The sequence below is a fragment of the Streptomyces sp. NPDC031064 genome (assembly GCF_055570965.1).
In genome coordinates, this window is sequence record NZ_JBVIGF010000004.1 from 357949 (window position 1) to 380612 (window position 22664).

General features: G+C 74.9%; 24 protein-coding genes. 18 read left to right on the forward strand and 6 right to left on the reverse strand.

Translation table 11 applies throughout. From position 1 onward, the window contains the following. Nucleotides 1–17 precede the first annotated feature (17 nt). Nucleotides 18–995: an endonuclease/exonuclease/phosphatase family protein gene (locus ACZ46W_RS16955; RefSeq protein ID WP_468337874.1), complete on the reverse strand. Its 978-nt coding sequence runs from the start codon at nt 993–995 to the stop codon at nt 18–20. 113 nt (nt 996–1108) lie between these two features. Here ACZ46W_RS16955 and ACZ46W_RS16960 point away from each other — a divergent pair, with 113 nt between their 5' ends. The 4 genes from ACZ46W_RS16960 (at nt 1109) to ACZ46W_RS16975 (ending at nt 3838) form a co-directional block, all read left to right on the forward strand. Beyond that, entirely contained in the window at nt 1109–1516 is a 408-nt protein-coding gene (locus ACZ46W_RS16960; protein WP_468337877.1) for a hypothetical protein, read from the forward strand. Between the two features lie 40 nt (nt 1517–1556). Further along, on the forward strand, nt 1557–1862 hold the full coding sequence (locus tag ACZ46W_RS16965) for a hypothetical protein (protein WP_468337880.1): 306 nt from the start codon (nt 1557–1559) through the stop codon (nt 1860–1862). 141 nt (nt 1863–2003) lie between these two features. Beyond that, the gene (locus ACZ46W_RS16970) at nt 2004–2999 is read left to right on the forward strand and encodes an ATP-binding cassette domain-containing protein (protein WP_468337883.1); all 996 of its coding nucleotides are present in this window, start codon (nt 2004–2006) and stop codon (nt 2997–2999) included. After that, nucleotides 2996–3838, forward strand: a complete 843-nt coding sequence (locus ACZ46W_RS16975; protein WP_468337886.1) for an ABC transporter permease — start codon at nt 2996–2998, stop codon at nt 3836–3838. Before ACZ46W_RS16970 ends, ACZ46W_RS16975 begins: the two co-directional genes overlap by 4 nt. A gap of 15 nt (nt 3839–3853) precedes the next feature. Here the strand turns inward: ACZ46W_RS16975 and ACZ46W_RS16980 are convergent, their stop codons facing one another. Beyond that, nucleotides 3854–4774: a LysR family transcriptional regulator gene (locus ACZ46W_RS16980; protein WP_468337889.1), complete on the reverse strand. Its 921-nt coding sequence runs from the start codon at nt 4772–4774 to the stop codon at nt 3854–3856. A gap of 487 nt (nt 4775–5261) precedes the next feature. Here ACZ46W_RS16980 and ACZ46W_RS16985 point away from each other — a divergent pair, with 487 nt between their 5' ends. From ACZ46W_RS16985 to ACZ46W_RS17030, 10 genes are read left to right on the forward strand one after another with little or no spacing between them, the layout of a single operon-like run. Beyond that, nucleotides 5262–6047, forward strand: coding sequence for an alpha/beta fold hydrolase (locus ACZ46W_RS16985; RefSeq protein WP_468337892.1), 786 nt, complete (start codon nt 5262–5264; stop codon nt 6045–6047). Beyond that, complete coding sequence (locus tag ACZ46W_RS16990; RefSeq protein WP_468337895.1) at nt 6044–7660, forward strand: amino acid adenylation domain-containing protein; 1617 nt, start codon at nt 6044–6046, stop codon at nt 7658–7660. Before ACZ46W_RS16985 ends, ACZ46W_RS16990 begins: the two co-directional genes overlap by 4 nt. Then, nucleotides 7657–7920, forward strand: coding sequence for an acyl carrier protein (locus ACZ46W_RS16995; RefSeq protein ID WP_366128124.1), 264 nt, complete (start codon nt 7657–7659; stop codon nt 7918–7920). Before ACZ46W_RS16990 ends, ACZ46W_RS16995 begins: the two co-directional genes overlap by 4 nt. Further along, entirely contained in the window at nt 7917–9089 is a 1173-nt protein-coding gene (locus ACZ46W_RS17000; RefSeq protein ID WP_468337898.1) for an acyl-CoA dehydrogenase family protein, read from the forward strand. The genes ACZ46W_RS16995 and ACZ46W_RS17000 overlap by 4 nt, the downstream gene beginning before the upstream one ends. A gap of 12 nt (nt 9090–9101) precedes the next feature. After that, on the forward strand, nt 9102–10310 hold the full coding sequence (locus tag ACZ46W_RS17005; RefSeq protein ID WP_468337901.1) for an acyl-CoA dehydrogenase family protein: 1209 nt from the start codon (nt 9102–9104) through the stop codon (nt 10308–10310). A gap of 5 nt (nt 10311–10315) precedes the next feature. Further along, nucleotides 10316–10849: a flavin reductase family protein gene (locus ACZ46W_RS17010; protein ID WP_468337904.1), complete on the forward strand. Its 534-nt coding sequence runs from the start codon at nt 10316–10318 to the stop codon at nt 10847–10849. A gap of 13 nt (nt 10850–10862) precedes the next feature. Beyond that, nucleotides 10863–11291, forward strand: coding sequence for an aspartate 1-decarboxylase (gene panD / locus ACZ46W_RS17015; protein ID WP_468337907.1), 429 nt, complete (start codon nt 10863–10865; stop codon nt 11289–11291). 5 nt (nt 11292–11296) lie between these two features. Next, nucleotides 11297–12052, forward strand: coding sequence for an SDR family NAD(P)-dependent oxidoreductase (locus ACZ46W_RS17020; RefSeq protein WP_468337910.1), 756 nt, complete (start codon nt 11297–11299; stop codon nt 12050–12052). A gap of 46 nt (nt 12053–12098) precedes the next feature. After that, a complete protein-coding gene (locus ACZ46W_RS17025) occupies nt 12099–12911 on the forward strand; it encodes a phytanoyl-CoA dioxygenase family protein (protein WP_468337913.1) in 813 nt (270 codons plus the stop codon). Then, the gene (locus ACZ46W_RS17030) at nt 12908–14020 is read left to right on the forward strand and encodes a zinc-binding dehydrogenase (RefSeq protein ID WP_468337916.1); all 1113 of its coding nucleotides are present in this window, start codon (nt 12908–12910) and stop codon (nt 14018–14020) included. The genes ACZ46W_RS17025 and ACZ46W_RS17030 overlap by 4 nt, the downstream gene beginning before the upstream one ends. A 44-nt stretch (nt 14021–14064) precedes the next feature. Here the strand turns inward: ACZ46W_RS17030 and ACZ46W_RS17035 are convergent, their stop codons facing one another. Continuing rightward, nucleotides 14065–14907 carry a helix-turn-helix domain-containing protein gene (locus tag ACZ46W_RS17035; RefSeq protein WP_468337919.1) on the reverse strand — a complete coding sequence of 281 codons (843 nt, stop codon included), beginning with the start codon at nt 14905–14907 and terminating at the stop codon, nt 14065–14067. Nucleotides 14908–15107: 200 nt separating this feature from the next. Between ACZ46W_RS17035 and ACZ46W_RS17040 the strand changes: the two genes are divergently transcribed. Beyond that, nucleotides 15108–16292 (forward strand): MFS transporter, encoded by a 1185-nt coding sequence (locus ACZ46W_RS17040; RefSeq protein ID WP_468337922.1) that lies wholly within the window; start codon nt 15108–15110, stop codon nt 16290–16292. A 55-nt stretch (nt 16293–16347) separates the two neighbouring features. Here the strand turns inward: ACZ46W_RS17040 and ACZ46W_RS17045 are convergent, their stop codons facing one another. Then, nucleotides 16348–17274, reverse strand: a complete 927-nt coding sequence (locus ACZ46W_RS17045) for a LysR family transcriptional regulator (RefSeq protein WP_468337925.1) — start codon at nt 17272–17274, stop codon at nt 16348–16350. Nucleotides 17275–17320: 46 nt separating this feature from the next. Between ACZ46W_RS17045 and cbiE the strand changes: the two genes are divergently transcribed. Then, a complete protein-coding gene (cbiE, locus tag ACZ46W_RS17050) occupies nt 17321–18574 on the forward strand; it encodes a precorrin-6y C5,15-methyltransferase (decarboxylating) subunit CbiE (RefSeq protein ID WP_468337928.1) in 1254 nt (417 codons plus the stop codon). A gap of 2 nt (nt 18575–18576) precedes the next feature. Further along, nucleotides 18577–19326 (forward strand): precorrin-4 C(11)-methyltransferase, encoded by a 750-nt coding sequence (gene cobM, locus ACZ46W_RS17055; RefSeq protein ID WP_468337931.1) that lies wholly within the window; start codon nt 18577–18579, stop codon nt 19324–19326. Between the two features lie 15 nt (nt 19327–19341). On the opposite strand, the gene ACZ46W_RS17060 is transcribed toward cobM, so the two are convergent. Beyond that, a complete protein-coding gene (locus ACZ46W_RS17060) occupies nt 19342–20469 on the reverse strand; it encodes a cobalt-precorrin-5B (C(1))-methyltransferase (RefSeq protein ID WP_468337934.1) in 1128 nt (375 codons plus the stop codon). A gap of 12 nt (nt 20470–20481) precedes the next feature. On the opposite strand from ACZ46W_RS17060, the gene ACZ46W_RS17065 reads away from it, so the two are divergent. Beyond that, entirely contained in the window at nt 20482–21234 is a 753-nt protein-coding gene (locus ACZ46W_RS17065) for a cobalt-precorrin-6A reductase (RefSeq protein WP_468337937.1), read from the forward strand. Here the strand turns inward: ACZ46W_RS17065 and ACZ46W_RS17070 are convergent. Further along, complete coding sequence (locus ACZ46W_RS17070) at nt 21216–22595, reverse strand: D-glucuronyl C5-epimerase family protein (RefSeq protein ID WP_468337940.1); 1380 nt, start codon at nt 22593–22595, stop codon at nt 21216–21218. The genes ACZ46W_RS17065 and ACZ46W_RS17070 overlap by 19 nt on opposite strands. Nucleotides 22596–22664 lie beyond the last annotated feature (69 nt).

Consider the following 22664-nt stretch of genomic DNA (forward strand, 5'->3'; position numbering starts at 1 on the left):
TCCCCCACCTTCGCGGATCAGGGGCGGGCACGCAGGTCGAGGTCGACGAGCAGTGCGCGGTGGTCGGTGCGGGGCAGGTCGAGGAAGCGGGCGCCGCGTACCGAGAAGTCGGCGCTGACCAGGACGTGGTCGATCTGCGCGTACGGTGGCACGGTCCGGCCCCGCGGCCAGGAGCCGGTGCGGGCGGCGCCGGCGAGGCGGGCGGCGTCGTGGAGGGCGCCGGAGTCGAGGACGGAGCGGAAGGCGGCGTGGTCCTGGGTGGCGTTGAAGTCACCGGCGAGGATGACGGGGCGGCCCCGGTGGGCGGCGGCGAAGTCGCGGAGGAGGCCCAGCTCGTGCCTCCACAGGCCGATGTGGCCGGGCAGCGGCGGCATGGGGTGGGCGAGGCGGACCGTCACGTCCTCGCCGCCGAGGCGCGCCGTGGCGCCGGGCATGCCCATGGTGGTGCCGGGCAGGGCGGGTTCGGGGGTCAGGGGCCGCGAGCCGAGGATCACCGAGCCGGCGGCCCCGGCGGCGGCGACCTGGGCGCCGTACGGGTAGTGGGCGCCCAGGCCGGCGCCGAGGGCCCGCGCGCAGGCGGGGTCGCACTCGGAGACGAAGACCAGGTCGGGGCGCTCGCGCCGGACGGCGGTGACCAGCTCGCCGGTCGCGTTGCCGAACTCCACGTTGGCGGCGAGCACCCGCAGCCGCGCGGTGACCGGCCCGTGGGCGGGGGTGTCGGCGGGGCCGTACGGCTGGGTGAACCACAGGGTCACGGCCAGGGCGCCGCCCGCCCAGGCGGTCAGGAACGGCCGGTGGGCGGGCAGGGCCAGCAGCAGGGCGAGCCCGGCGGGGACGGCGAGCCACGGCAGGAGCGCGAGGAGCTGCGGTACGGGGGTGACGGCGTCGGTGCCGAAGAGCCGGCAGCCGGTGACGACGGTGGGCACGACGAGCAGCAGCCCGGCGGCCCACGCGGCGGCCCGGCGGAGCAGGTGCGAGGTGTACGGATCGGCCAAGCCGTCACCTTCTCATGGCCTCCCCGCCCGCGTCCCCGGTTCCGGCGCTGATCCACTTGCCGGCCGGGCGCGGCGGGTGTGCCCTGGAGGGAGGTCAGTGGAAGGAGCGCGCCATGGCCGCACACGTGACGCTGCCGGGACGACACCGCCGCACCGGGGACCAGGCGCCCGCCCGCACCCGCAGCCGGGGCTGGGTCCTGCCCGCCGTGCTCGGCGTGATCTACGGTTTCTACGCCCAGTTCGTCGAACGCGACGGCGAAGGCCCCGTCACGGGCGGCCAGGCCGTGCTGGGCGTGGTCAGCGCCGTCGTCTTCGGCGGCCTCTGCTACCTCGTGGGCCGCACCCGCCACGCCCTGCCCCGCGAACTCCGCGCCACCGCCTTCGGCTCCGTCGCGGGCCTCGGCATCGGCTTCCTCTACAGCCTGACCGGCGCGAGCGTCCTCACATCGACGGTGATGGGCCTGATCGTCGGCGCGGGGGTGGGCCTGGGCGCGTTCTACGTCTTCTACACGCACGAGTAATCCGGGGCGGGGGCGGCGCGGCCGTCCGTACGATCCGCATGTGTGTCACTACGCCGAGAAGAACTACAAGCTGCACTACGCGTGCGTGACGTGCCGGGTCAGCTTCAAGCGGCACCCGGCGCCGGGCGAGCAGCCCTGCCCCCACTGCGCCCGCGCCCTCGTCCGCGCGGGCCACGACTTCGCCCCGCCACGGCGGCGTGACACGCGTGCCTGGTCCGTCGTCGCCGCGGTCCTCGCCGCCGGGCTCCGCTACGAGGGCCGGGAACCCTGCGGCTGCGGCAAGGACCCCAAGCCCCGTCCCCGTACCCGTGCCCAACTCCGGGCCTTCCGGGCGGGAGCCGGGTGAACGGGTGGCGGGGGGCGGGGCACGGGCCGAGACTGGGGAGGGATCGTGCCGCGATCCCGTGATCCCGATCCCGATCCCGTGACCCCGGCGATCCCGTAATGCCGTACGCCCCCGCACCCGCGGCCCAGGAGGGACGTGACGATGACGAGCACGGAGCCGGCGGGCCTGGCCGTCGAGACGAGCGGGCTGGTGAAGGCGTTCGGTGACAACAGGGCCTTGGACGGGGTCGACCTCCGGGTGCCCGCCGGGACCGTGTACGGGGTGCTGGGGCCGAACGGGGCCGGTAAGACGACCGCCGTGAAGGTGCTGGCGACGCTGTTGCGGCCGGACGCGGGTGAGGCGCGGGTGTTCGGCAGGGACGTGGTGCGGGACGCGGACGCGGTGCGCGGGCGGGTGAGCCTGACCGGGCAGTACGCGTCGGTGGACGAGGACCTGACGGGTACGGAGAACCTGGTCCTGCTGGGGCGGCTCCTCGGGCACGGGAAGCGGGCCGCGCGGGAGCGGTGCGCGCGGCTGCTGGAGGCGTTCGGGCTGTCGGAGGCGGCCGACCGGCAGATCAAGAACTACTCGGGCGGCATGCGGCGCCGTATCGACATCGCCGCGTCCATCCTCAACACACCGGACCTGCTCTTCCTCGACGAGCCGACGACCGGCCTGGACCCGCGCAGCCGCAACCAGGTGTGGGACATCGTCCGCGCGGTCGTCGCCCAGGGCACCACCGTCCTGCTGACCACGCAGTACCTGGACGAGGCCGACCAGCTCGCGTCCCGGATCGCGGTGATCGACCGAGGCAGGGTCATCGCCGAGGGCACGAAGGGCGAGCTGAAGGCGTCGGTGGGCTCCGGCTCCGTGCACGTACGGCTTCGCGAGCCGGGGCAGCGGCCGGAGGCGGCGCGGGTGCTGAGGGCCGCGCTGAACGCGACCGTGCAGCTCGACCACGACCCGGTGGCCCTGACCGCGACGGTCGACGGGCACGGTACGGAGCTGGGCGCGGCCGAGCAGGCGGCGCGGGCGCTGACGGAGCTGGCGCGGGCGGGCGTGACGGTGGACAACTTCGCGCTGGGCCAGCCGACTCTGGACGAGGTGTTCCTGGCGCTCACGGACCGCGGGGACGACACGGAGGAGACCACGGCATGAGCACCGTCACCGACGACGCCACCTTCGGCGGCCCCCGCACCGAGGACCTCGCGGCCCTGCTGCTCGCCGACGAGCGGCCGCCCCGCCCGAGCGCCCTGTCCGCCTCCCTGACCTTCGGGTGGCGGGCCATGCTGAAGATCAGGCACGTGCCGGAGCAGCTCTTCGACGTCACGGCGTTCCCGATCATGATGGTGCTGATGTACACGTACCTCTTCGGGGGCGCGCTGGCCGGTTCGGTCGCGGCGTACATCCAGTACCTGCTGCCCGGCATCCTCACCCTGAGCGTCGTGATGATCACGATGTACACGGGCGTCGCGGTCAACACGGACATCGCCAAGGGCGTCTTCGACCGCTTCCGTACGCTGCCGATCTGGCGCCCCGCCCCGATGGTCGGCTACCTCCTGGGCGATGCGCTGCGCTACCTGATCGCGTCCGTCGTGATGCTCACGGTCGGCCTGGTCATCGGCTACCGCCCGCACGGCGGCGTGGCCGGTGTGGCGGCGGGCGTGGTGCTGCTGCTGGTCTTCTCGTTCGCCTTCTCCTGGATCTGGACGATGTTCGGCCTGCTGCTGCGCGGCGAGAAGGCCGTGATGGGCGTCAGCATGATGGTGATCTTCCCGCTGACGTTCCTCAGCAACATCTTCGTCGACCCGAGGACCATGCCGGGCTGGCTCCAGGCGTTCGTCAACAACAGCCCGGTCACCCATCTGGCGAGCGCGGTACGGGGGTTGATGGCCGGGGAATGGCCCGCGGCGGACATCGGCTGGTCGCTGGGGTGGTCGGCGCTGTTCGTCGTCGTCTTCGGCGCGTTGACGATGCGGCTGTACAACCGGAAGTAGCGCCCGGGTGTGAGCTCAAGCGCGCTCCCAGGGCGGCAGGGACTCGGCGGAGCGGCCGGCGGTGGCCCGGCGGCGGGCGGGTCCCGGCTGGTCGGTGCTGACGTCCCGCCAGGCGGTCTCGGCGAACCGGGTGGCCTGCGGGTGGGTGCCGTGCGAGGGGTAGGCGAGGTGGGCGCGGACCAGCGGGGCGTCGCGGAGGGGTACGAAGCGGACGCCGGGGTGGTGGTAGCGGCGGGTGGTGTCCGCGGGTGCTGTGCCCACGCCGAGGCCCGCGGCCACCTTCTCCAGCCACTCGTCGTAGTTGGCGCACTCCGCGCCGACCTCGGGGCGGTGCCCGGCGGGCCACATGCCGGGGAACGTGACGCCGCTGACGGTGTTGACGACGAGGGGCCAGTCGGCCAGTTCGGCCCAGGTCAGCTCGGTGCGTTCGGACAGCTCCCACTGCGCGGGAACGGCCGCGACGCGGACGTCCTCGTAGAGGAAGACGCCGCGCAGGTGCTTGGGGAGGGTGTCCCCGCGCAGTAACGCCAGGTCGGCCGCGCCGGTGTCCAGCCCGGCGAGGGGGGTGTCGCAGCGGACGAACTCCACCTGGACGCCCTCCTCGCCGCCGAACCGGGCGGCCGTCATGGACAGGGCCTCGGGCAGCCCCCAACTGAAGCCCAGTCTGAGCCGCTCCCCGGCCCGTATGCCGTCCAGGGAGGCCTGCAACTGCCGGAGGACCGGTACGAGTTCCTCGTGCAGCCGCCGCCCCTTGGCGGTGAGCTGGATCCTGCGTGTGGTGCGGTCGAAGAGCCGGACGCCCAGCGCCTCCTCCAGGCCGCGGATGCAGCGGGTCAGGGTCGGCTGGGCCACGTGAAGTTTGCGGCCGGCGGCGGTGAACCCGCCCTCCTCGGCCACGGCGAGGAAGTACCGCAGATGACGAAGATCCACATCCATGCGGCCAGAGCATAGGTGATCTGCCATAGCTATTTCTCTATCCGGCCGGGCCTGCCTAATGTTTTCCACGGCGCCGGACAGGGCGGCCGACGGGGGCTGTGGAGGCTGAATCCGCAGGAGATCCCCTTGGTCGCCGTACTCCGGTGCGGCATTGCAAGACCGAGACGGGGGTCACATATTTTGTCTTTTCCTTGCCTATTCCTTACCGCGCCATGGCGGCAACAGTTTGCCGGTGATCGGTGCAGGTGAACGCGGTGACGGGACACCCGTAGGTCCCGCCCGGCCGTCCTCACGGCGCCTTCACATTTCCGCCTCCGCGGAGCCCTTTACCTCATTTTTGGTTGAAGGCTGAATCTTAACGACTCGTTATTAGGTGCTTCCTTTCTCAGCCACCCGGCGTGCCCGCCCACAAGGGAATGCCCGCCGGTCGGCACCACCTGCCCAAAAATCCGGACGACCCCACTCCGACCAGAGTCAAGGAATTGATGTGCCCGTAGTCGAGACCCGGCATGGCCCGATCGAACACGTCCTCATCGACGGTGACCCGCACCGCTCCCCCCTGGTCTTCCTGCACGGGGGCCTGGGCTGCGTCGCCTCCTGGGGCCGCTTCCCCGCCGCCCTCGCCGCCGCGACCGGCCGCCGCGCCCTGGTGTACTCGCGGCACGGCAGCGGCGGCTCCGGCCCGGCCGTGCTGCCGCGCACCCCGCGCTACATGCACGAACAGGGCCGGCGGGAACTGCCCGAACTCCTCGACCTGCTCGGCATCCACGCCCCGGTCCTCGTCGGCCACAGCGACGGCGCCTCCATGGCGCTGCTGTACGCGTCGGCGCACCCCGCCGAGGCGGTCGTCGCCATGGGCCCGCACCTGTACTTCGAGGAGGCCAACCGGACCGGGATCGAGGCGGCCCGCGCCGCCTACAACAGCGGCCCCCTGGCCAGGAAGCTCGCCCTGGTCCACGACGACCCGCACACCGTGTTCACGAGCTGGAGCGAGGTGTGGCTGTCCGACGCCTTCCGCACCTGGTCCATCGAGGACGACGTGGACGTCACCGCACCCGTCCTGATGATCCAGGGCGACCGCGACGAGTACGGCACCCTCGGCCAGCTCGACGCCCTGGAACGGGCCGTGCGCGGCCCCTCCCGGCGCCTCGTGCCCGAAGGGGTCGACCACTACCCGCACCTCGTGTGCCCCGACCTCGTCATCGACGCCGTCACCGGCTTCCTCGCCGAGCACACGGCGCCCGGCCTGTCCTCCGCCGGAGGCGCCCGGTGACCGCGACCGCCCCCACCGACCGGCGGCTGGACGGCCTGCTCGCCGACGCCGCCCGCCTGCACCCCGACCATCCCGCCCTCGCCGGACAGGGACCCACCTGGACCTACGCCGGACTCGACGCCGCCGTCACCGCCCTGGCCGCCGAACTCACCGCCGCCGGCGTCGAACCGGGCCAACGCGTCGGCGTCTACGCGCCCAAGACCCCCGAGACCGTGGTGGCCCTGTACGCCGCGCTCCGGGCCGGCGCGGTCGTCGCCCCGCTGGACGTGGCCGACCCGCCGCTGCGCACCGCCCGGATGCTCCGCAACGCGGGCATCTCCCTGCTGCTCACCACCGACCGCGCCCGCGCCGGAGCGTGCCGCGCCGCCACCGAGGCGCGCGCCACGAGCGAGCGGCCCGGAACCGGGGCGGGCACCGGCACGACGCCCCACGAGACGCCGTTCGGCCACGGGCTGACCGGCGTCGAGGTCCTGCCGCCCGGCGAGCGCCCCGCACCCCTGCCCGCCCCCACCGACCGCGGCGGATACCTGCTGTTCACCTCCGGCAGCACCGGCTGGCCCAAGGGCGTCCTGCTGTCGCACGAGAACGTCCTGCACTACGCGCTGTGGGCCGCCGCCGAGTTCGGACTCACCCCCGAGGACCGCATCGGCTCACAGGCCGCGCTGACCTTCGACCTCACCACCTTCGACCTGTACGGCGCGGCGGCCGCCGGGGCCTGCGCGGTGCTGATGCCCGACATGCTGCGCTCCTTCCCCAGGGACGTCGTCACCTGGCTGAACGAGCAGCGGATCACCGCCTTCATGGCGGTGCCCTCGCTCTACCACGCCATGCTCCAGCAGGGCGGCTTCGCGGGCGCGGTGCCCCCGTCCCTGCGGATCGCGGCCTTCGGCGGGGAACCCTTCGCCCCCCAGCTCCTCCAGGAGTACCTGAAGCTCCTCGGGGACCGGCCCTTCTACAACCTGTACGGCCCCACCGAGACCAACGCCTGCACCTACCACCGGATGCCCGCCGACTGGACGGCCGACGAGGAGCTGACCATCGGGCGCGGCATCGGCGGGGTGCGCATCGAGGTCCTGGACGACGACGGCCGCCCCACCGACGGGGAGGGCGAGATCCACATCGCCGGGCCCACCGTCTTCCAGGGCTACCTGCGCGACGGCCGGCTGACCGATCCGACGGTCCGCGTGGCCTTCCGCGACGGTGTCGTCCACCGCGCCTACGCCAGCGGCGACATCGGCCGCATCACCGGCGACGGCCGGGTCTTCCTGCGCGGGCGGCGCGACCACCAGGTCAAGCGCCGGGGCCACCGCATCGACCTGCTCGACGTCGAGAGCGCCGCGCTGGAGCTGCCACGGGTCACCACGGCGGCCGCGGTGGCGAAGGAGGCCCCGTACGCCGGGGAGATCTGGGTCTACGCCCAGAGCACCGCCACCGAGCGGGAACTGCTCGCGGACCTGCGCGCCGCGCTGCCCCGCCGGATGCTGCCCGACCGGATCGTCCCGGTGCCGTCCCTGCCCACCACCATCAGCGGCAAGGTCGACCGCCGGGCCCTCGCCGCCGACGTGCCATCGACCCCTTCCCCTTCCCCTTCCCTCCAGGAGAGCCGTTCATGAACAGCGTCGAAGACCTCTGCGCCCTCATCCACAGCCGGATCACCTGGGCGCGCGGCGAGGAGCCGCAGACCCTGGCACCCGACACCCCGCTGCTCGAAATGGGGCTGCTGGACTCGCTGGCGATCATGGAGATCGTCGCCGCGCTGGAGAAGCAGGCCGGCGTCACGCTCCCCGAGACCGAGATCGTCGCCGCCAACTTCCGTACCCCCGCCGCCCTCTGGTCGGTGGTCGACGCCGCGCCGCGCGGAGCGGACGCGTGAGCGGCGACCCGGACCTGCCGCTGCGGTGTGGCCCGGCCCCCGTCGAGCGCGTCGTCGACGCCTACCGCGAACGGGCCGCCGAGGTGGCCGGCAAGACGGCCGGTGCCGACTTCCGGGAGCAGTGGCGCACCCTGGCCGGCCTCGGCGTGCTGCGGATGACCGGCGACGGCCCCGAGGCGGGCCCGGACGTGCCCGGCCCGGTCACCCGCGGCCTCGCGGCGATCGAGGGCATCGGGCTGGCCGGCATCGACCCGGGGCTGTGCTACGCGCTGACGTCGCAGCTCTTCGGCATGCAACACCCGCTGTGGGACGCCCTGTCCGAGCCCGGCCGGGACCTCGCGGAGGCGCTCGGGAGCGGCCGTACCCTGCTCTGCCACGCGCTGACCGAACGCGCCGGCGGCAGCGACCCGTTCTCCATGACGACCCGCGCCGAGCGGACCGGCGACGAGTACGTGCTGCACGGTGCCAAGACGTTCGTCACGGCCGCCCCGGTGGCCGACCTGGCCGTCGTCTTCGCCCGTACCGGACCCGGCCGCACCCCCTTCGCGCTGTCCGCCTTCCTCGTCCCGCTGGAGGCCCCGGGCGTCAGCCGGGGCGAGACCTTCGACAAGACCGCACTGCGGACCGCGCCCATGGGGGAGCTGCTCTTCGACGGTGCGCCGCTGCCCGCCTCGGCCCTGATCGGGCGGGAGGGCTCGGGCCTGGCCGTGATGTCCTCCACCACCGCCTGGGAACGGGCCCTGATCATGGGCTACGCCCTCGGCCCGATGCGGCTGCTGCTGGACCGCACGGTGGAGTGGGCCGCGAGCCGCGAGCACTTCGGCCGCCGGATGGGCGCCAGCCACCAGGTCGCCGCCCGGGTGAGCGACATGGCGATGGCCCTGCACCGCTCGCGCACCCAGGTGTACGCGCTCGCGGCCGCCCTGGACGCCGGCACCCCGGCGCGGCGGCTCGCCGCCGAGGCGGCCCTCACCAAGATCTCGGTCGCCGAGGACTACGTGGCCCTGACCGACCACGCCGCCGCGCTCTCCGGCGTACGGGCCTTCCTCCCGGAGTCGGGTCTCGGCGCCGACCCGCACAGCGCCCTGGCGGCCCTCACCTACGCCGGACCCAACGACCTGCTGAGGGTGGGCGTGGCCCGCCGGCTCGGCCTGCCCGTCGAGAACTGACCGAGGAGAACGATGACGCATCCCCCCGTGGACGACCGTCTGGACGACGCCCTCAAACTGGTCGCCGAGACCGGTGAGGCCCTCGCCGCCCTCGCCGCCGACGTCGACGCCGGGCGCACCGACAGCCGCGCCACGTACGCCGTCCTGCGCGACTCCGGCCTGCTCGGCGCGCTGGTGCCACGCGAGGCGGGCGGCCTCGGGCTCGGCTTCGGGGCCTACTGGAGGGTGCTGGCCGCGCTGGGCGCCCACAACGGCGCCGCCGCGCTCGGCTTCAACATGCACCACGTGGTGCTCGGCGCGCTGGCCGACTCCGCCGGCACCCCGCTGCCGCCCGCCGCCGACCGGTTCCGCACCTGGATGCAGGACGAGGTGGTGCACGGGCGCAAGCTGTTCGCCTCCGCCACCTCGGAGGCCGGGCGGGGCGCCAAACTACGGGGCCTGACGACCCGATACCGCCTCGCGGACGACGGCGAGCACTACGTCCTCAACGGCGTGAAGTCGTTCGTCTCGCTCGCCGGGGTCGCCGACTACTACGTGGTCGCCGCCGCCGCGGAGGGTCCCGCGGACACGGCCGACGACACCGCAGAGGTCTCGCACTTCGTCGTCGCCGCCGACGACGAGGGCGTCTCCTTCGGCGAGGTGCACGCCATGTCGGCCATGCACGGCACCAGCACGGCCCCGATGACGCTGACCGACGTGACCGTCCCGCGCTCCCGGCTGTACCTGGGCGTGGAGGGCATGTCCCTGTTCAAGGTGGTGCGGGAGCCGCACTGGATGGTCGCCGGGTACACCGGCGCCTACCTGGGCATCGCCGAGGCCATCCACGAGCACACCGTGCGGTGGGCGACGGCGGACCCGGTCCGTGCCGCCTCCCCGGTCGTCCAGCACGAGCTCGGCCGCATGTCGGCCCGGCTGCGGGCGGCCCGCGCCCTGGTGCACGAGGCGGGCGACCTGGTCGACCGGGAGCGCGGCAGCCAGGAGGCCAACGCCATGGTGCACGCCGCGAAGTACGTGGTCGGCGAGGTCGGCCCGGCGCTGGCCCAGGACGCGGTACGGCTGTGCGGCTCCGCCGCGGTCAGCCGGGGCCGGCCGCTGGAACGGCTGGTCCGCGAGGCGTCGTTCGCCTCCGTGATGCCCGCCAAGCCGCACGAGTGCCTGGAGTACCTGGGCAAGGCGGCGGTCGGCGTGAACCTCCACGACGCCCGGGCCTTCGCATGGTGACGCGGGTGGCGGACGGGACCGCCGTCGACGAGCAGACCTTCCGGGCGCTGATGGCCTCCCACCCGGGCGGGGTGGCCGTGGTCACCACCGCCGACGGGGAGGGACGCCCGTACGGCTTCACCTGCACCGCGCTGTGCTCCGTGTCGCTGGACCCGCCGCGCCTGCTGGTGTGCGCCGCCCACACCGGGCGCACCCTGCCGGTGCTGGCCGCGCGCGGCGCGTTCGTGGTGAACCTGCTGCACACGGCCGGGCGCCGGGCCGCCGAGGCGTTCGCCGGCCGCGCGGCCGACCGGTTCGCGCAGACCGACTGGCGGCCCGGTGCGGCGACCGGCCTGCCGGTGCTCTCCGAGGACGCGCACGCGGTCGCCGAATGCCGCGTCGCCGCCCTGCACCCGTCCGGCGACCACACCATCGTCGTCGGTGACGTGCTGCGCAGCGAGGTCCGTTCCGGGGCCCCGGCGCCCCTGCTCTACGGCCGCCGGCAGTACGCCGCCTGGTCCCCGGCCGGCCTTCCCTCACTCCCTGAACCCCCTACCTGAAAGGGCGACACACATGCAGCGCACCATGATGAAGTCGAAGATCCACCGGGCCACCGTCACCCAGGCCGACCTGCACTACGTCGGGTCCCTGACCATCGCGAAGGACCTGATGGACGCCGCCGACCTGCTCCCCGGCGAGAAGGTCGACATCGTCGACATCGAGAACGGCAACCGGCTGTCCACGTACGTCATCGAGGGCCCCGCGGGCTCCGGCGTCATCGGCATCAACGGGGCCGCCGCCCGGCTCATCAGCCCCGGCGACCGGGTGATCATCATCTCGTACGCGGAGATGAGCGACGCCGAGTCGCGCGCCTACGAGCCCAGCGTCGTCTTCGTCGACGCCGGCAACCGCATCGTCCAGCGCGGCGGCGACCCGGCCGACGTCCCCGCCGGCTCGGGGCTGCTGCGCGGTGACGTGGTGGCCGCCCGGGCCGCGGGGTGAGCGCGGTGGACGGTGACCCCGGCGCCCGGCCCACCGCCGTGGTCAGCGGTGGCACCCGGGGCATCGGGGCGGCCCTGAGCCGGCGGCTGATCGCCCTCGGGTACCGGGTGGCGGCCCTCTACCGCGGCGACGCCAAGGCGGCCGCCGAGGCCGAACGCGAGGGCGGGGGCCACCTCGTGGCCCTCCGCGCCGACCTGGCGCGCCCCGCCGAGGTCCGCGCGGCCGCCGCCCGGGTGCTGGAGCGGTTCGGGCCGCCCGCCGTGCTGGTCAACAACGCCGGGATCAACCGCGACCGGCCCTTCCTGGCCATGACCGACCAGGACTGGGACGAGGTCCTCGCCACCAACCTGTCCGGCCCCTACCACCTCACCCGGGCGCTCGCCCCGGCGATGGTGGAGGCCGGGCGGGGCAACATCGTCAACATCGGCGCCACCACCGCCATCCGGCCGCGCTCCGGCGGCGCCAACTACTGCGCGGCCAAGGCGGGGCTGCTCCAGCTCACCAAGTGCCTGGCGCTGGAGCTGGCCCCGCACGTCCGGGTCAACGCCCTGCTGCCCGGCTTCACCGGCACCCGCGAGGTCGTCGAGCGCTACGGCCTGGACGACCCCGAGCGGCTCCGGGAGGTCCTCGCCACCATCCCGCAGGGCCGCACGGGCAGCCCGGAGGACATCGCCGACGCCCTGGAGTACCTGGTGGGCCCGCGCAGCGGGTACGTCACCGGCCAGCAACTGATCGTCGACGGCGGCCACTTCATGGGCTGACGCCGCCCGCCTTCCCCCACCCCCACGGAACGAAGGAACAGCACAGATGCAGCTCACCCAGCAGCAGGTGGACGAATACCACGACAAGGGATTCCTGCTCGTCGAATCCCTCCTCGACCCCGCCGAGGTACGGCGGCTCGGCGAGGCCTTCGCGCGCGACTGCGAGGTCCCCGGGCCGCACCGCGTCACCGAGGACGGCGGCACACAGGTGCGGGCCGTGTACGCCTCGCACCGCCGGCAGCCCGAGTACGCGGGCCTGATCCGCGACCCGCGCATCCTGCCGCCCGTGCGCCAGCTCCTCCCGGAGGACGTCTACGTCTACCAGTTCAAGATCAACGCCAAGCCGTCGTTCGGCGGCGACAAGTGGGCTTGGCACCAGGACTACCTCGCCTGGCGGATCGCCGACGGACTGCCCGCGCCGCTCCAGGTGAACATCGGCGTCTTCCTCGACGACGTCAACGAGTTCAACGGCCCGGTCATCTTCCTGCCCGGCTCCCACCGGGAGGGGCTGGTGCACCGCGAGCGCAAGGCGGACGCGAAGTCCGCGCAGCACCTCGACCCGGACGACATATCGCTGACGGCCAATCAGCTCGCGGCGCACGTGGACCGGTACGGCATGACCAGCCCCAAGGGCCCGGCCGGTTCCGTGGTGTTCTTCTCCCCCGAGATCGTGCACGGCTCGGCGCCCAACATGTCGCCGTACCCCCGGCGCCTGCTGATCGCCACGTACAACTCCTGCGCCAACCTCCCCCGCCCGCAGGGCGAGCCGCGGCCCGACTACGTCGTGTGCCGCGACAGCGCCCCGCTGCGGCCCCTGGAGCGCCGCTTCTCCGAGGAGCTGCGGACGGTGGACGCATGACCGGGCGCACCGTCCGGGCCGTGGTCCTGGAGGAGTTCGGCGCACCGCTCGTGCTGCGGGAGTTCCCGGTGCCCCCGGCGCCGGCGGGCGGCATGGTCGTCGGCGGCCTGTACGGCGGCGTCTGCGGCACCGACCTGCACCTCCAGCAGGGGCACCTGCCCATTCCGGTACCGCTGGTGCTCGGCCACGAGGGGTACGGCACCGTCCTCGAACTCGGCGCGGGCGCGGACCGCGACGCCCTGGGCGCCCCGCTCGCGGTGGGCGACGCGGTGATGTGGGCCTCGTCCATCGCCTGCGGGACGTGCCCGCCGTGCCGGCTGCACCGCGAGCCGACCCTGTGCGAGAACCGGCGCACCTACGGCGTGAACCGGGCGCTCACCGACGACGGCGGAACCGCCCTGTCGGGCTCCTGGGCCGACCACATCGTGCTGCGTCCGGGGACGACCGTGGTGAAGGCGGCGCCCGGGGTGTCCGCCACCGCCGCGATGGCCCTCGCCTGCGCGGGCCCCACCGTGGTGCACGCCCTGTACGAGCGGCGCCCGGTGAAGCTGGGGGAGACCGTCATCGTCCAGGGCAGCGGGCCGGTCGGGCTGGCCGCGGCGGCCTTCGCACAGCTCGCCGGGGCGGCGCGGGTGGTGATCGTCGGCGGTCCGGCGAACCGGCTCGCGGCAGCGGCGGCCGCCGGCATCGGCGACGTACACCTGGACATCGTCGGCGCCCCCGACCCGGATGCGGTGCTGCGTCGGGCGCGGGCGGCCGCCGGGCCCGACGGGGCCGACCTGGTCATCGAGTGCGCCGGGGTGCCGGCCGCGGTCGCCCAGGGCCTGACACTGGCCCGGCGGGGCGGCTCCTACCTGGTCGTCGGCCAGTACACCGACGCCGGGGACACCCTGGTCAACCCGCACCAGATCGTGCACCGGCAGCTCGACGTGATCGGCTCCTGGGCCTTCACCGGGGCCCACCTCGTCGAGTACGTACGGCTCCTGCCGGCCCTCGCCGCGCGGTTCGACCTGGCGAGCCTGGTCACCACCTACCCGCTGGAGCGGCACGCCGACGCGCTGGCCGAGGTCTCGGCCGGCACCGTCATGAAGGCCGTACTGGCGAGCTGAGGAAGGGCCCTCAGCCCCGCCGGCGCCCCCACGGCCGGCGGGGCTCAGGCGCGTTCCGGCGGCGCCTGGAGCCTGCGCAGCGCGTCCTCGGAGGCCTGGTCGTCGGGCAGGTACGCGAGGAAGTGGTGACCCGGCTCGTCCACCGCCGCCAGCTTCACGTACCGGAGGCGCAGGTCGCCCGCGACCGGGTGCCGGAAGTGGCGTACCGAGGGCTGGAAGCCCGCCGTCTCCCGCCGCTCGTACCAGCGGGCCGCGTCCGGGTCGGACAGCAGCACGCTCACCAGCTCCGCGAACCTCGGGTCCTGCGGGCGGCGCGCCGCCCGGGACCGGAACTGGCCCAGCAGGGTGCGGGCCTCCTGCTCCCAGTCCACGAGCAGGGCCCGGGCGGGCGGCCAGTGGAACACCAGCCACAGCAGGTTGCGCTGGTCGGGACGGAGCCGCGCCGGGTCGGTGAGCAGCGCGGCGTACCCGGCGTTCCACGCCAGCAGGTCCCAGTGCGGGTCGAGCACGACCGCCGGATGCGGGGTCATGGCCCGCACCAGGCTGAGCAGGTTGCGGGACACCCAGGTGGGGGCGTCGGCGGGCGGGGGGCTCTCCTCCACGAACGACAGCACGTGCGCGGTCTCCGCCGCGTCCAGCCGCAGTGCCCTCGCCACCGCCCGCAGCACCTGCTCGGAGGTGCGGACCCGGCCCTGCTCCAGCCACGTGTACCAGGACGTGCTGATGCCGGCGAGCTCGGCCACCTCGGCGCGCCGCAGCCCCGGCGTGCGGCGGCCCGGCCCGTGGGCCAGCCCCACGTCACCCGGTGCGAGCCGGTCCCGGCGCGAGCGCAGGAACGCCCCCAGCTCGCGGCGCGGGGAGCCGGCCGGCGGCCTGCCGGGTGCCATGGTGCCTGTCGTCCTCCGGGTCGCGGGCGCCCCACAGGCTCCCTCCACATGCTGCCGGTGCCGTACGGCGCACCGGCCCCGCTGGCTGTGAGCGATGGTAATAGTCTGCGCCGCCCGGCGCGGGACGCCCGGTGCTGAGCTGGAGTCAACTCCCCCCGCCCGGTGGGGAGGTGTGACCCCGTTCGAAAGGAGCGTCCCGCGTGACCACCACCACCGGCACCAACGCCTCACCGCCGGCCGCGGCGGCACTGCCCCGGTCCGCCCTGCGGCTGCTGCGCACCGCCGGATTCGTCAGCAACTTCGACCGCTTCTGCATCGCTCCGATGCTGGTGCTCATCGGCCCCCAGCTCGGCGCGCCACTGCCGACGGTGGTGCTCGCGGCCAGTGGCTACTACCTCACCTACGGCCTGATGCAGCCGGTGTGGGGCCTGGCCAGCGACCGGCTGGGGCGGGTGTGGGTGATGCGGGTGTCGCTGACCGGCGCGGCCGTGGCGGCCCTCTGCTCGGCCCTCGCCCCCAGCGCCCCGGTGCTGATCGTGGCCCGGGCCGTCGCCGGTGCCTTCTTCGCCGCGTCGATCGCCGCCTCCCTGACGTACGTCGGCGACACGGTGCCCGCCGCCGTCCGGCAGCGCCCGCTCAGCGAGCTGATGACCGCCTTCGCGCTCGGCACCGCCGTGGCCACGCTGGTCGCCGGCGTCCTGGCGCACTACCTGAGCTGGCGGCTGGTGTTCGCGCTGCCCGGCCTGCTCGCCGCGTACCTCGCGGTGGCGCTGCGCCGCCTGCCGGAGCCCGAGCGCGAGCGGCCCGGCTCCCTGCTGGCCCCCTTCCGGACCGTGCTCGGCTCGGGGTGGCAGTGGTTCGTCATGGCGGTCGCCCTGCTGGAGGGCGCCGTGCTGCTGGGCTTCCTGACCTACCTGGCACCGGCGCTGGAGGCCCGCGGGGTGCCGACCACGCTGGCCGGCGCGGTTGCCGCGCTGTACGGGGTCGGGTCCATGGCGGCGGCCCAGGTGGTCAAGCGGCTGGTCGGGAAGTGGACCCCGGTGGGCCTCATCGTGGCCGGCGGCGTCCAGATGGCCGTCGCGTACCTGATCGCCGGGTACAGCCAGGCCACGGCGGCGCTCGTCGTGGTGGCCCTGCTGCTGGGCGGCGGCTGGTCGTTCATGCACTCCACGATCCAGTCCTGGGCGACGTCCCTGTCGCCGACCGCCCGCGCCACCGGTGTCGCCATGTTCGGCGTCGCCCTCTACGTGGGCAGCGCCCTGGCCAGCGGGCTGGCCGCCCACACCGCCCAGGCGCACGCCTACCGGCCCCTGTTCTGGCTCGCCGCCCTGCTGACCGTCCCGCTCACGGCCGCCGCGGCCATCGGCCGGGCCCGCTACCGCTGACCCCCCGGACGCCCGGCCCGAGCACCCCGCCGAGTGGCCCGGGCGGCCGGGCGGCTCACCACTCGCGCGCCTCCCGCAGCAGCAGGTCGCGCACCAGCGCCAGGTGCGGGTCGTCCACCGCGCCCGGGCGGCGGACCAGGTAGGCCGTGTTGATCGGCGGGTCCTCGGGCGCCAGCAGCGCCACGAGCGTGCCGTCCGCCAGCTCGTCCGCGCACAGGTAGCGCGGCAGCACGGCGATCCCGCCGCCCGCCGCCACCGCCGCCAGGACGCCCCGCAGGTCGGGCACCGTCACCGTGGCCCGGGCGGTCAGCCGGGTGCCGAAGACGTGCCGCCAGTAGCGGCGGATGATCGGCAGGTCCTCCGCGTACGCCACCAGCGGCACGCCCCGCAGCCCCGCCGCGCCCTCGGCCGCCACCCGCCCGGGCCCGATCCGGTCCGCCCACGCGGGTGCCGCGACCAGCACGAACTCCTCGTCCATCAGCGGCGTCGCCACCAGCGCCCGGCCGCGCGGCCGGTACGTCGCGATCACCAGGTCGTGGTGGCCGGCCCGCAGCGCGTCCAGCAGCTCATCGGTCAGACCGGTGCCGACGCGCAGCCGCACGCCCCGTCCGGTCAGCGGCGCCAGGGCCGGCAGCACCCGCAGGCACAGCAGTTCGGCCGGTCCGGCGAGCCGCACCGGCTCGGCGGGCCGCTCGCCCGGCGGCCGGCCCGTCACCGCCTCCAGCGCGTCCAGCGGCTCGGCGACCTGTGCCGCGAGGTCGTCCGCGACGGCCGTCGGGGCGACCCCGCGCGGGAGGCGGGCGAACAGCTCCCGGCCGAGCTGCCGCTCCAGCGCCCTGATCTGCGCGGTGACCGTCGGCTGCGACAGGCCCACCAGCCGCGCGGCGGCCGTGAACGAGCCGGAGCGGTGCACGGCCAGGAACGTGCGCAGCAGCGTCAGGTCGAGCGGGCCGCTCGCCGTGTCGGGTGCCCTGTCGGTCATGACCCCGACCCTAGGGCTCCCTGACCGGCGGGTAGGGTTCCAGCCCGTGAGCAGCCCCGGCCCCGTATCCGACACCCGACCGCCCGTAACCGTCGTCGGCGTCGGCGCGGACGGCTGGACCGGGCTCGCCGACGCCTCCCGGGCGGCCCTGCGCGCCGCCGACGTCGTCATCGGCGGTGACCGGCAGCTCGCCCTGCTGCCCGCCGAATGCGCCGCCGAGCGCGTCGCCTGGCCGTCCCCGCTGCGCCCCGCCGTCCCCGGCCTGCTGGCCGAGCACACCCGTGACGGCCGCCGGGTCGCCGTGCTCGCCAGCGGCGACCCCATGTTCTACGGGATCGGGCGCGCCCTCGCCGAGACGGTCGGCCCCGAGCGACTGCGCGTCCTGCCGCACCCGTCCTCCGTCTCGTACGCGTGCGCCCGCCTCGGCTGGCCGCTGGAGGACACCGAGACGGTCACGCTCGTCGGGCGCCCCCTCGCCTCCCTCGCGGCCGCCCTGCACGACGGGCGACGGCTGCTGGTGCTGAGCGCGGGCGCGGCCACCCCGGGCGAGGTCGCCGGGCTGCTGCGGGAGAGCGGCTTCGGGCCGAGCGGCCTGACCGTCCTGGAACAGCTCGGGTCCGACCGGGAACGGGCCGTCACCGGCACCGCCGACGACTGGCCCCACCCGCCCGGCGACCCGCTGAACGTCATCGCCGTGTCGTGCGTGCGCCACCCGGACGCCCTGCGTCTCGGTGCCGTGCCCGGGCTGCCGGACGGGGCGTACGAGAACGACGGCCAGCTCACCAAGCGGCACGTGCGCGCGGCGACGCTCGCCGCGCTGGCGCCCGCGCCCGGCGAGCTGCTGTGGGACATCGGCGGCGGCTCCGGCTCGATCGGCATCGAGTGGATGCGTACGCACCGCACCTGCCGGGCCGTCACCGTCGAGCGCTCGCCCGAGCGGGCCGCGCGGATCGCCCGGAACGCCGCCTCCCTCGGCGTACCCGGCCTGGAGGTCGTCACCGCCGCCGCCCCCGCCGGGCTCGCCGGACTGGAGGCGCCCGACGCGGTGTTCATCGGCGGCGGGCTGACCGCGCCCGGGCTGCTGGACGCCTGCTGGGCGGCGCTGCGGCCGGGCGGGCGGCTGGTCGCCAACACCGTGACCCTCGAATCCGAGGCGCTGCTCGCCGACCGGTACCGGCGCCACGGCGGCGAGCTGATCCGGCTCGCGGTCGCGCACGCCGTCCCCGTGGGCGGCTTCACCGGCTGGCGCCAGGCCATGCCGGTCACGCAATGGTCCGTAACGAAACCCCAGGCAGGCTGAGAATGACCGTCTACTTCATCGGTGCGGGCCCCGGCGCCGCCGACCTGATCACCGTGCGCGGTGCCCGCACCCTCGCCTCCTGCCGGGTGTGCCTGTACGCCGGGTCCCTCGTCCCGCGCGAGCTGCTCGCCGAGTGCCCGCCGGACGCCCGGCTCGTCGACACCGCCCGCATGGACCTGGACGCCATCACCGCCGAGCTGGTCCGCGCCCACGAGGAGGGCCACGACGTGGCCCGCCTCCACTCGGGCGACCCGTCCGTCTTCAGCGCGGTGGCCGAGCAGATGCGTCGGCTGGACGCGGCGGGCATCCCATACGAGGTCGTGCCGGGCGTCCCGGCGTTCGCCGCGGCCGCCGCCGCGCTCAAGCGGGAGCTGACCGTCCCGACCGTGGGCCAGACGGTGATCCTCACCCGGATCGCCGAGCAGGCCACCGCCATGCCCGAGGGCGAGGACCTGGCGACCCTGGGCCGCAGCGGCGCCCTGCTGGTGCTCCACCTGGCGGCCCGGTACGTCGACCGGGTCGTCGCGGAGCTGACCCCGCACTACGGCGCCGACTGCCCGGCCGCCGTCGTGGCGATGGCCAGCCGCCCCGACGAGGTCATCCTGCGCGGCACGCTCGCCGACATCGCGGCGGCCACCAAGGAGGCCGGCATCACCCGCACGGCGGTCATCCTGGTGGGCCGCACCCTGGCGGCCACCCAGTTCCGCGACAGCCACCTGTACTCGCCGGAGCGCGACCGTCACGTCTGCTGAGGGCCCTGCGGGTCGTCACGTCTGCTGAGGGCCCCGGGGCTCGCTGCGACCCACCACGGTGCCGGCGCGGTCGATGCACACCACGTCGACCGTGACCGGCGCGCCGCGCAGCACCGCGAGGGCCTGGTCGCGGGCCGTCCGGGCGACCAGGTCGCCCAGCGGAACACCGGCCGCCGCGCACAACTGGAGCGCGGCCAGCCCCGTGTTGGCCCCGGCCACCTCCGCCGCCAGCTCCTCGTCGGCGCCGCCCGCGCGCGCCAGCTCCGCCAGGAAGCCCTTGTCGACCTGGGAGCGGGCCGAATGCAGGTCCAGGTGCCCGGCCGCGAGCTTGGACAGCTTGGCGAACCCGCCGCAGATCGTGAGCCGTTCGACGGGGTGCCTGCGGACGTACTTGAGCACGGCGCCCGCGAAGTCGCCCATGTCCAGCAGGGCGTCCTCGGGCAGCCCGTACAGGGACGTGACCGTCCGCTCCGACGTCGAGCCCGTGCACCCGGCGACATGGGTGCGGCCGGCCGCCCGCGCCACGTCCACGCCGCGCCGGATGGAGTCGATCCAGGCCGAGCACGAGTAGGGCACGACGATCCCGGTCGTCCCCAGGATCGACAGCCCGCCGAGGATGCCCAGGCGCGGGTTCCACGTCGAGCGGGCGATCTCCTCGCCGTGGTCGACGGAGACGGTGATCTCGACGTCCCCGGTGCCGCCGTGCTCGGCCGCCACCCGTGCGACGTGCTCGCGCATCATCCGGCGCGGCACCGGGTTGATGGCGGGCTCGCCCACCTCCAGCGGCAGGCCGGGCCGGGTGACGGTCCCCACGCCCGTGCCGGCCCGGAAGACCACCCCGGCCCCCGGCGCCAGCAACCGGACCGTGGCACGCACCAGCGCCCCGTGGGTCACGTCCGGATCGTCGCCGGCGTCCTTGACCACGCCCGCCATCGCGGACGCGCCGGTCAGTTCCTCCGCCGCCAGGGCGAACGCCGGGGTCTGCCCCTTCGGCAGCGTGATCGTCACCGGGTCGGGGAAGTCCCCGGTCAGCAGCGCGGTGTACGCGGCGGTCGTCGCCGCCGTCGCGCACGCCCCGGTCGTCCAGCCGGGCCGGAGACCGGTGTGCTTGAGTTGGGCGCTGCGCCCGCCACCCGTACTCATGGACGGACCCCGATGCACGTACTGATCCTCGGAGGAACGACCGAGGCCCGCCGCCTCGCGGAGGCGCTCCACGACAGCCCGAGCGTCCGCCTCACGTCCTCGCTCGCGGGCCGCGTCGCCGCCCCGAGGCTGCCCCCGGGTGAGGTCCGCGTCGGGGGGTTCGGCGGGGCCGAGGGCCTGGCGCGCTGGCTGCGCGAGCACCAGGTGGACGCGGTCATCGACGCCACCCATCCTTTCGCGGACACGATCAGTTGCAACGCGGCCGGTGCGGCCGCCGACGCCCATGTTCCCCTGCTCGCCCTCCGCCGTCCCGGGTGGGCCCCGGTCGAGGGCGACGACTGGCACCTGGTGGACACCCTGACGGAGGCGGCGGACACCGCCCGCGCCCTGGGCCGCCGGGTCTTCCTCACCACGGGCCGGATGGGTCTCGCGTCCTTCGCCCACGTCACGGACGCCTGGTTCCTGGTCCGCTCGGTGGACGCCCCGGAGCCGCCCTGCCCGCCGCGCATGGAGGTCCTCCTCGACCGGGGCCCCTTCACCCTGGACGGCGAGCGGGAGGTGCTGCGCCGGTACGCCGTCGACGTGCTGGTCACCAAGGACAGCGGCGGCGCGGCGACGGCCCCGAAGCTCCGTGCCGCCCGCGAGGCGGGCGTCCCCGTCGTGATCGTCCGCCGCCCGCCCGCCCCGCACGGCGTCCCGGTGGCCGCGACGCCCGAGGAGGCCGCCGCCTGGGTGCTCCGCCGGGTTCAGCCCACCGCGAGCTGAGCGACCGGCACCCACCACCCCCTGGCGTCCCCGTCGGCCGCCCGCAGCATCATGCGGCCGTCCACGAGTGCGCGGCGGTCGTACCGCACGGGGGTGTCCTCCGGGTACGTCACCGTCCGCTCCTCGCCGCCCCGGCGGCACACCACGCTCACCCCGGCCGGGAACCGCGCGCGCCGCGCCGGCCGGTAGTCGGACGCGCACCACTCGCCCCGCAGGTACGCGGCCGGGTACCGCTCGGCCACGTACCACCCGTCGCCCGGACCCTCCGTCAGCAGGTAGTGCACCTCCCGCCCCTTGACGCGCAGCCGGTGCGAGGCCGTGACCTCGGCGGGGCGCGCCACCTCCAGGGTGCGCGAGCCGCTGAGGGTGCCGTCGTCGTCGTAGCGCCGCAGCGTGTGCCTGCCCGCCGCGAGGTGGACCCGGCCGCCGTCCCGACCGAGCGACGGCTCCGGGTAGTCGTCCATCAGCAGGTCCGACTGCGCGGCGAGCAGCTCGCTGCCGGACAGCCAGGAGAGCTGGCGCAGCAGCGAGACGTGCAGGGGGTGGTACGACGCGGTCGGCACGGCGTGCGTACGGCAGTAGTGCGACAGCCAGCCGGGGTTGCGCATCTGCGTGAAGTTCGCGGCCAGCGTCGTCAGGGAGCCGTCGAAGAGGTCGTCGGCGAGCGGGTCGCGGGTCAGCACGTAGTAGTCCCACAGCCCGAGCGCGGCGAACATGAAGCCGTTGTACGTGTAGTCGGACGTGCCCGGCGCGTCGACCGGGTACTCGTGGATCCACAGGTGCCCCGCCGTGTCCCGCGCCACCACCCAGGGCACCTCCCCGTCCCCCGCCAGCAGCGACCGGAACGCCCCGTCCGCCGCCGCCCGGTACCGCCCCCGGTCCGCCGCCGGAACGGCCGGTACCTGGGCCAGTTGGGCGAACAGGCTCAGCGCCTCGCCCTGGGCCATGCCCGAGTACCAGGGCGCCTCGTAGGCGATACCGGTGTGCACCTGGTGCGTAAAGTCGAACGGGTACGGGAAGAACCACGCGCCCCGCCGCTCGTGCCGCCGCGCCACCACCCGCTCGGCCTGCGCCCGCGCCCGCGCCAGGAAGAACGCGTCCCCGGTGCGCCGGTAGGCGGCGAGGTTCTCCAGCCCGTACTGGATCTGCCCGACGGGATGGTCGTACAGCCGCCCCTTCCACCGGAACATCCGCACCCCGTCCCCGTCCCGCACCCCTCCGTCGTCCCGCCCGGCCACCCGGTCCCGCCACGGCCGCATCCCCTCGGGCACGTCCAGCACACACCGGAACCCGCGCACGCCGAACGCGAACGGCAGCCCGCCCGCCACCGCCACCTCCTCACCGGCAGCCCGCCGACCCATCGGACACCCGCCTCCCGCCAACGAACCGCCTGCGGCTCTCCACCACGAATCCCCCCATCAGGGCCGGCA

Bases quoted from the DNA above. Each gene is read 5' to 3' on its own strand.
- ACZ46W_RS17035 (WP_468337919.1), bottom strand. From the start codon at position 14,907: ATGGCACCCGGCAGGCCGCCGGCCGGCTCCCCGCGCCGCGAGCTGGGG.
- ACZ46W_RS17005 (WP_468337901.1), top strand. From the start codon at position 9,102: ATGACGCATCCCCCCGTGGACGACCGTCTGGACGACGCCCTCAAACTG.
- ACZ46W_RS17025 (WP_468337913.1), top strand. From the start codon at position 12,099: ATGCAGCTCACCCAGCAGCAGGTGGACGAATACCACGACAAGGGATTC.
- ACZ46W_RS16995 (WP_366128124.1), top strand. From the start codon at position 7,657: ATGAACAGCGTCGAAGACCTCTGCGCCCTCATCCACAGCCGGATCACC.
- ACZ46W_RS17030 (WP_468337916.1), top strand. From the start codon at position 12,908: ATGACCGGGCGCACCGTCCGGGCCGTGGTCCTGGAGGAGTTCGGCGCA.
- ACZ46W_RS16975 (WP_468337886.1), top strand. From the start codon at position 2,996: ATGAGCACCGTCACCGACGACGCCACCTTCGGCGGCCCCCGCACCGAG.
- ACZ46W_RS16980 (WP_468337889.1), bottom strand. From the start codon at position 4,774: ATGGATGTGGATCTTCGTCATCTGCGGTACTTCCTCGCCGTGGCCGAG.
- ACZ46W_RS17065 (WP_468337937.1), top strand. From the start codon at position 20,482: ATGCACGTACTGATCCTCGGAGGAACGACCGAGGCCCGCCGCCTCGCG.
- ACZ46W_RS16970 (WP_468337883.1), top strand. From the start codon at position 2,004: ATGACGAGCACGGAGCCGGCGGGCCTGGCCGTCGAGACGAGCGGGCTG.
- cobM (WP_468337931.1), top strand. From the start codon at position 18,577: ATGACCGTCTACTTCATCGGTGCGGGCCCCGGCGCCGCCGACCTGATC.
- ACZ46W_RS16960 (WP_468337877.1), top strand. From the start codon at position 1,109: ATGGCCGCACACGTGACGCTGCCGGGACGACACCGCCGCACCGGGGAC.
- panD (WP_468337907.1), top strand. From the start codon at position 10,863: ATGCAGCGCACCATGATGAAGTCGAAGATCCACCGGGCCACCGTCACC.
- ACZ46W_RS17045 (WP_468337925.1), bottom strand. From the start codon at position 17,274: ATGACCGACAGGGCACCCGACACGGCGAGCGGCCCGCTCGACCTGACG.
- ACZ46W_RS17060 (WP_468337934.1), bottom strand. From the start codon at position 20,469: ATGAGTACGGGTGGCGGGCGCAGCGCCCAACTCAAGCACACCGGTCTC.
- ACZ46W_RS17070 (WP_468337940.1), bottom strand. From the start codon at position 22,595: ATGGGTCGGCGGGCTGCCGGTGAGGAGGTGGCGGTGGCGGGCGGGCTG.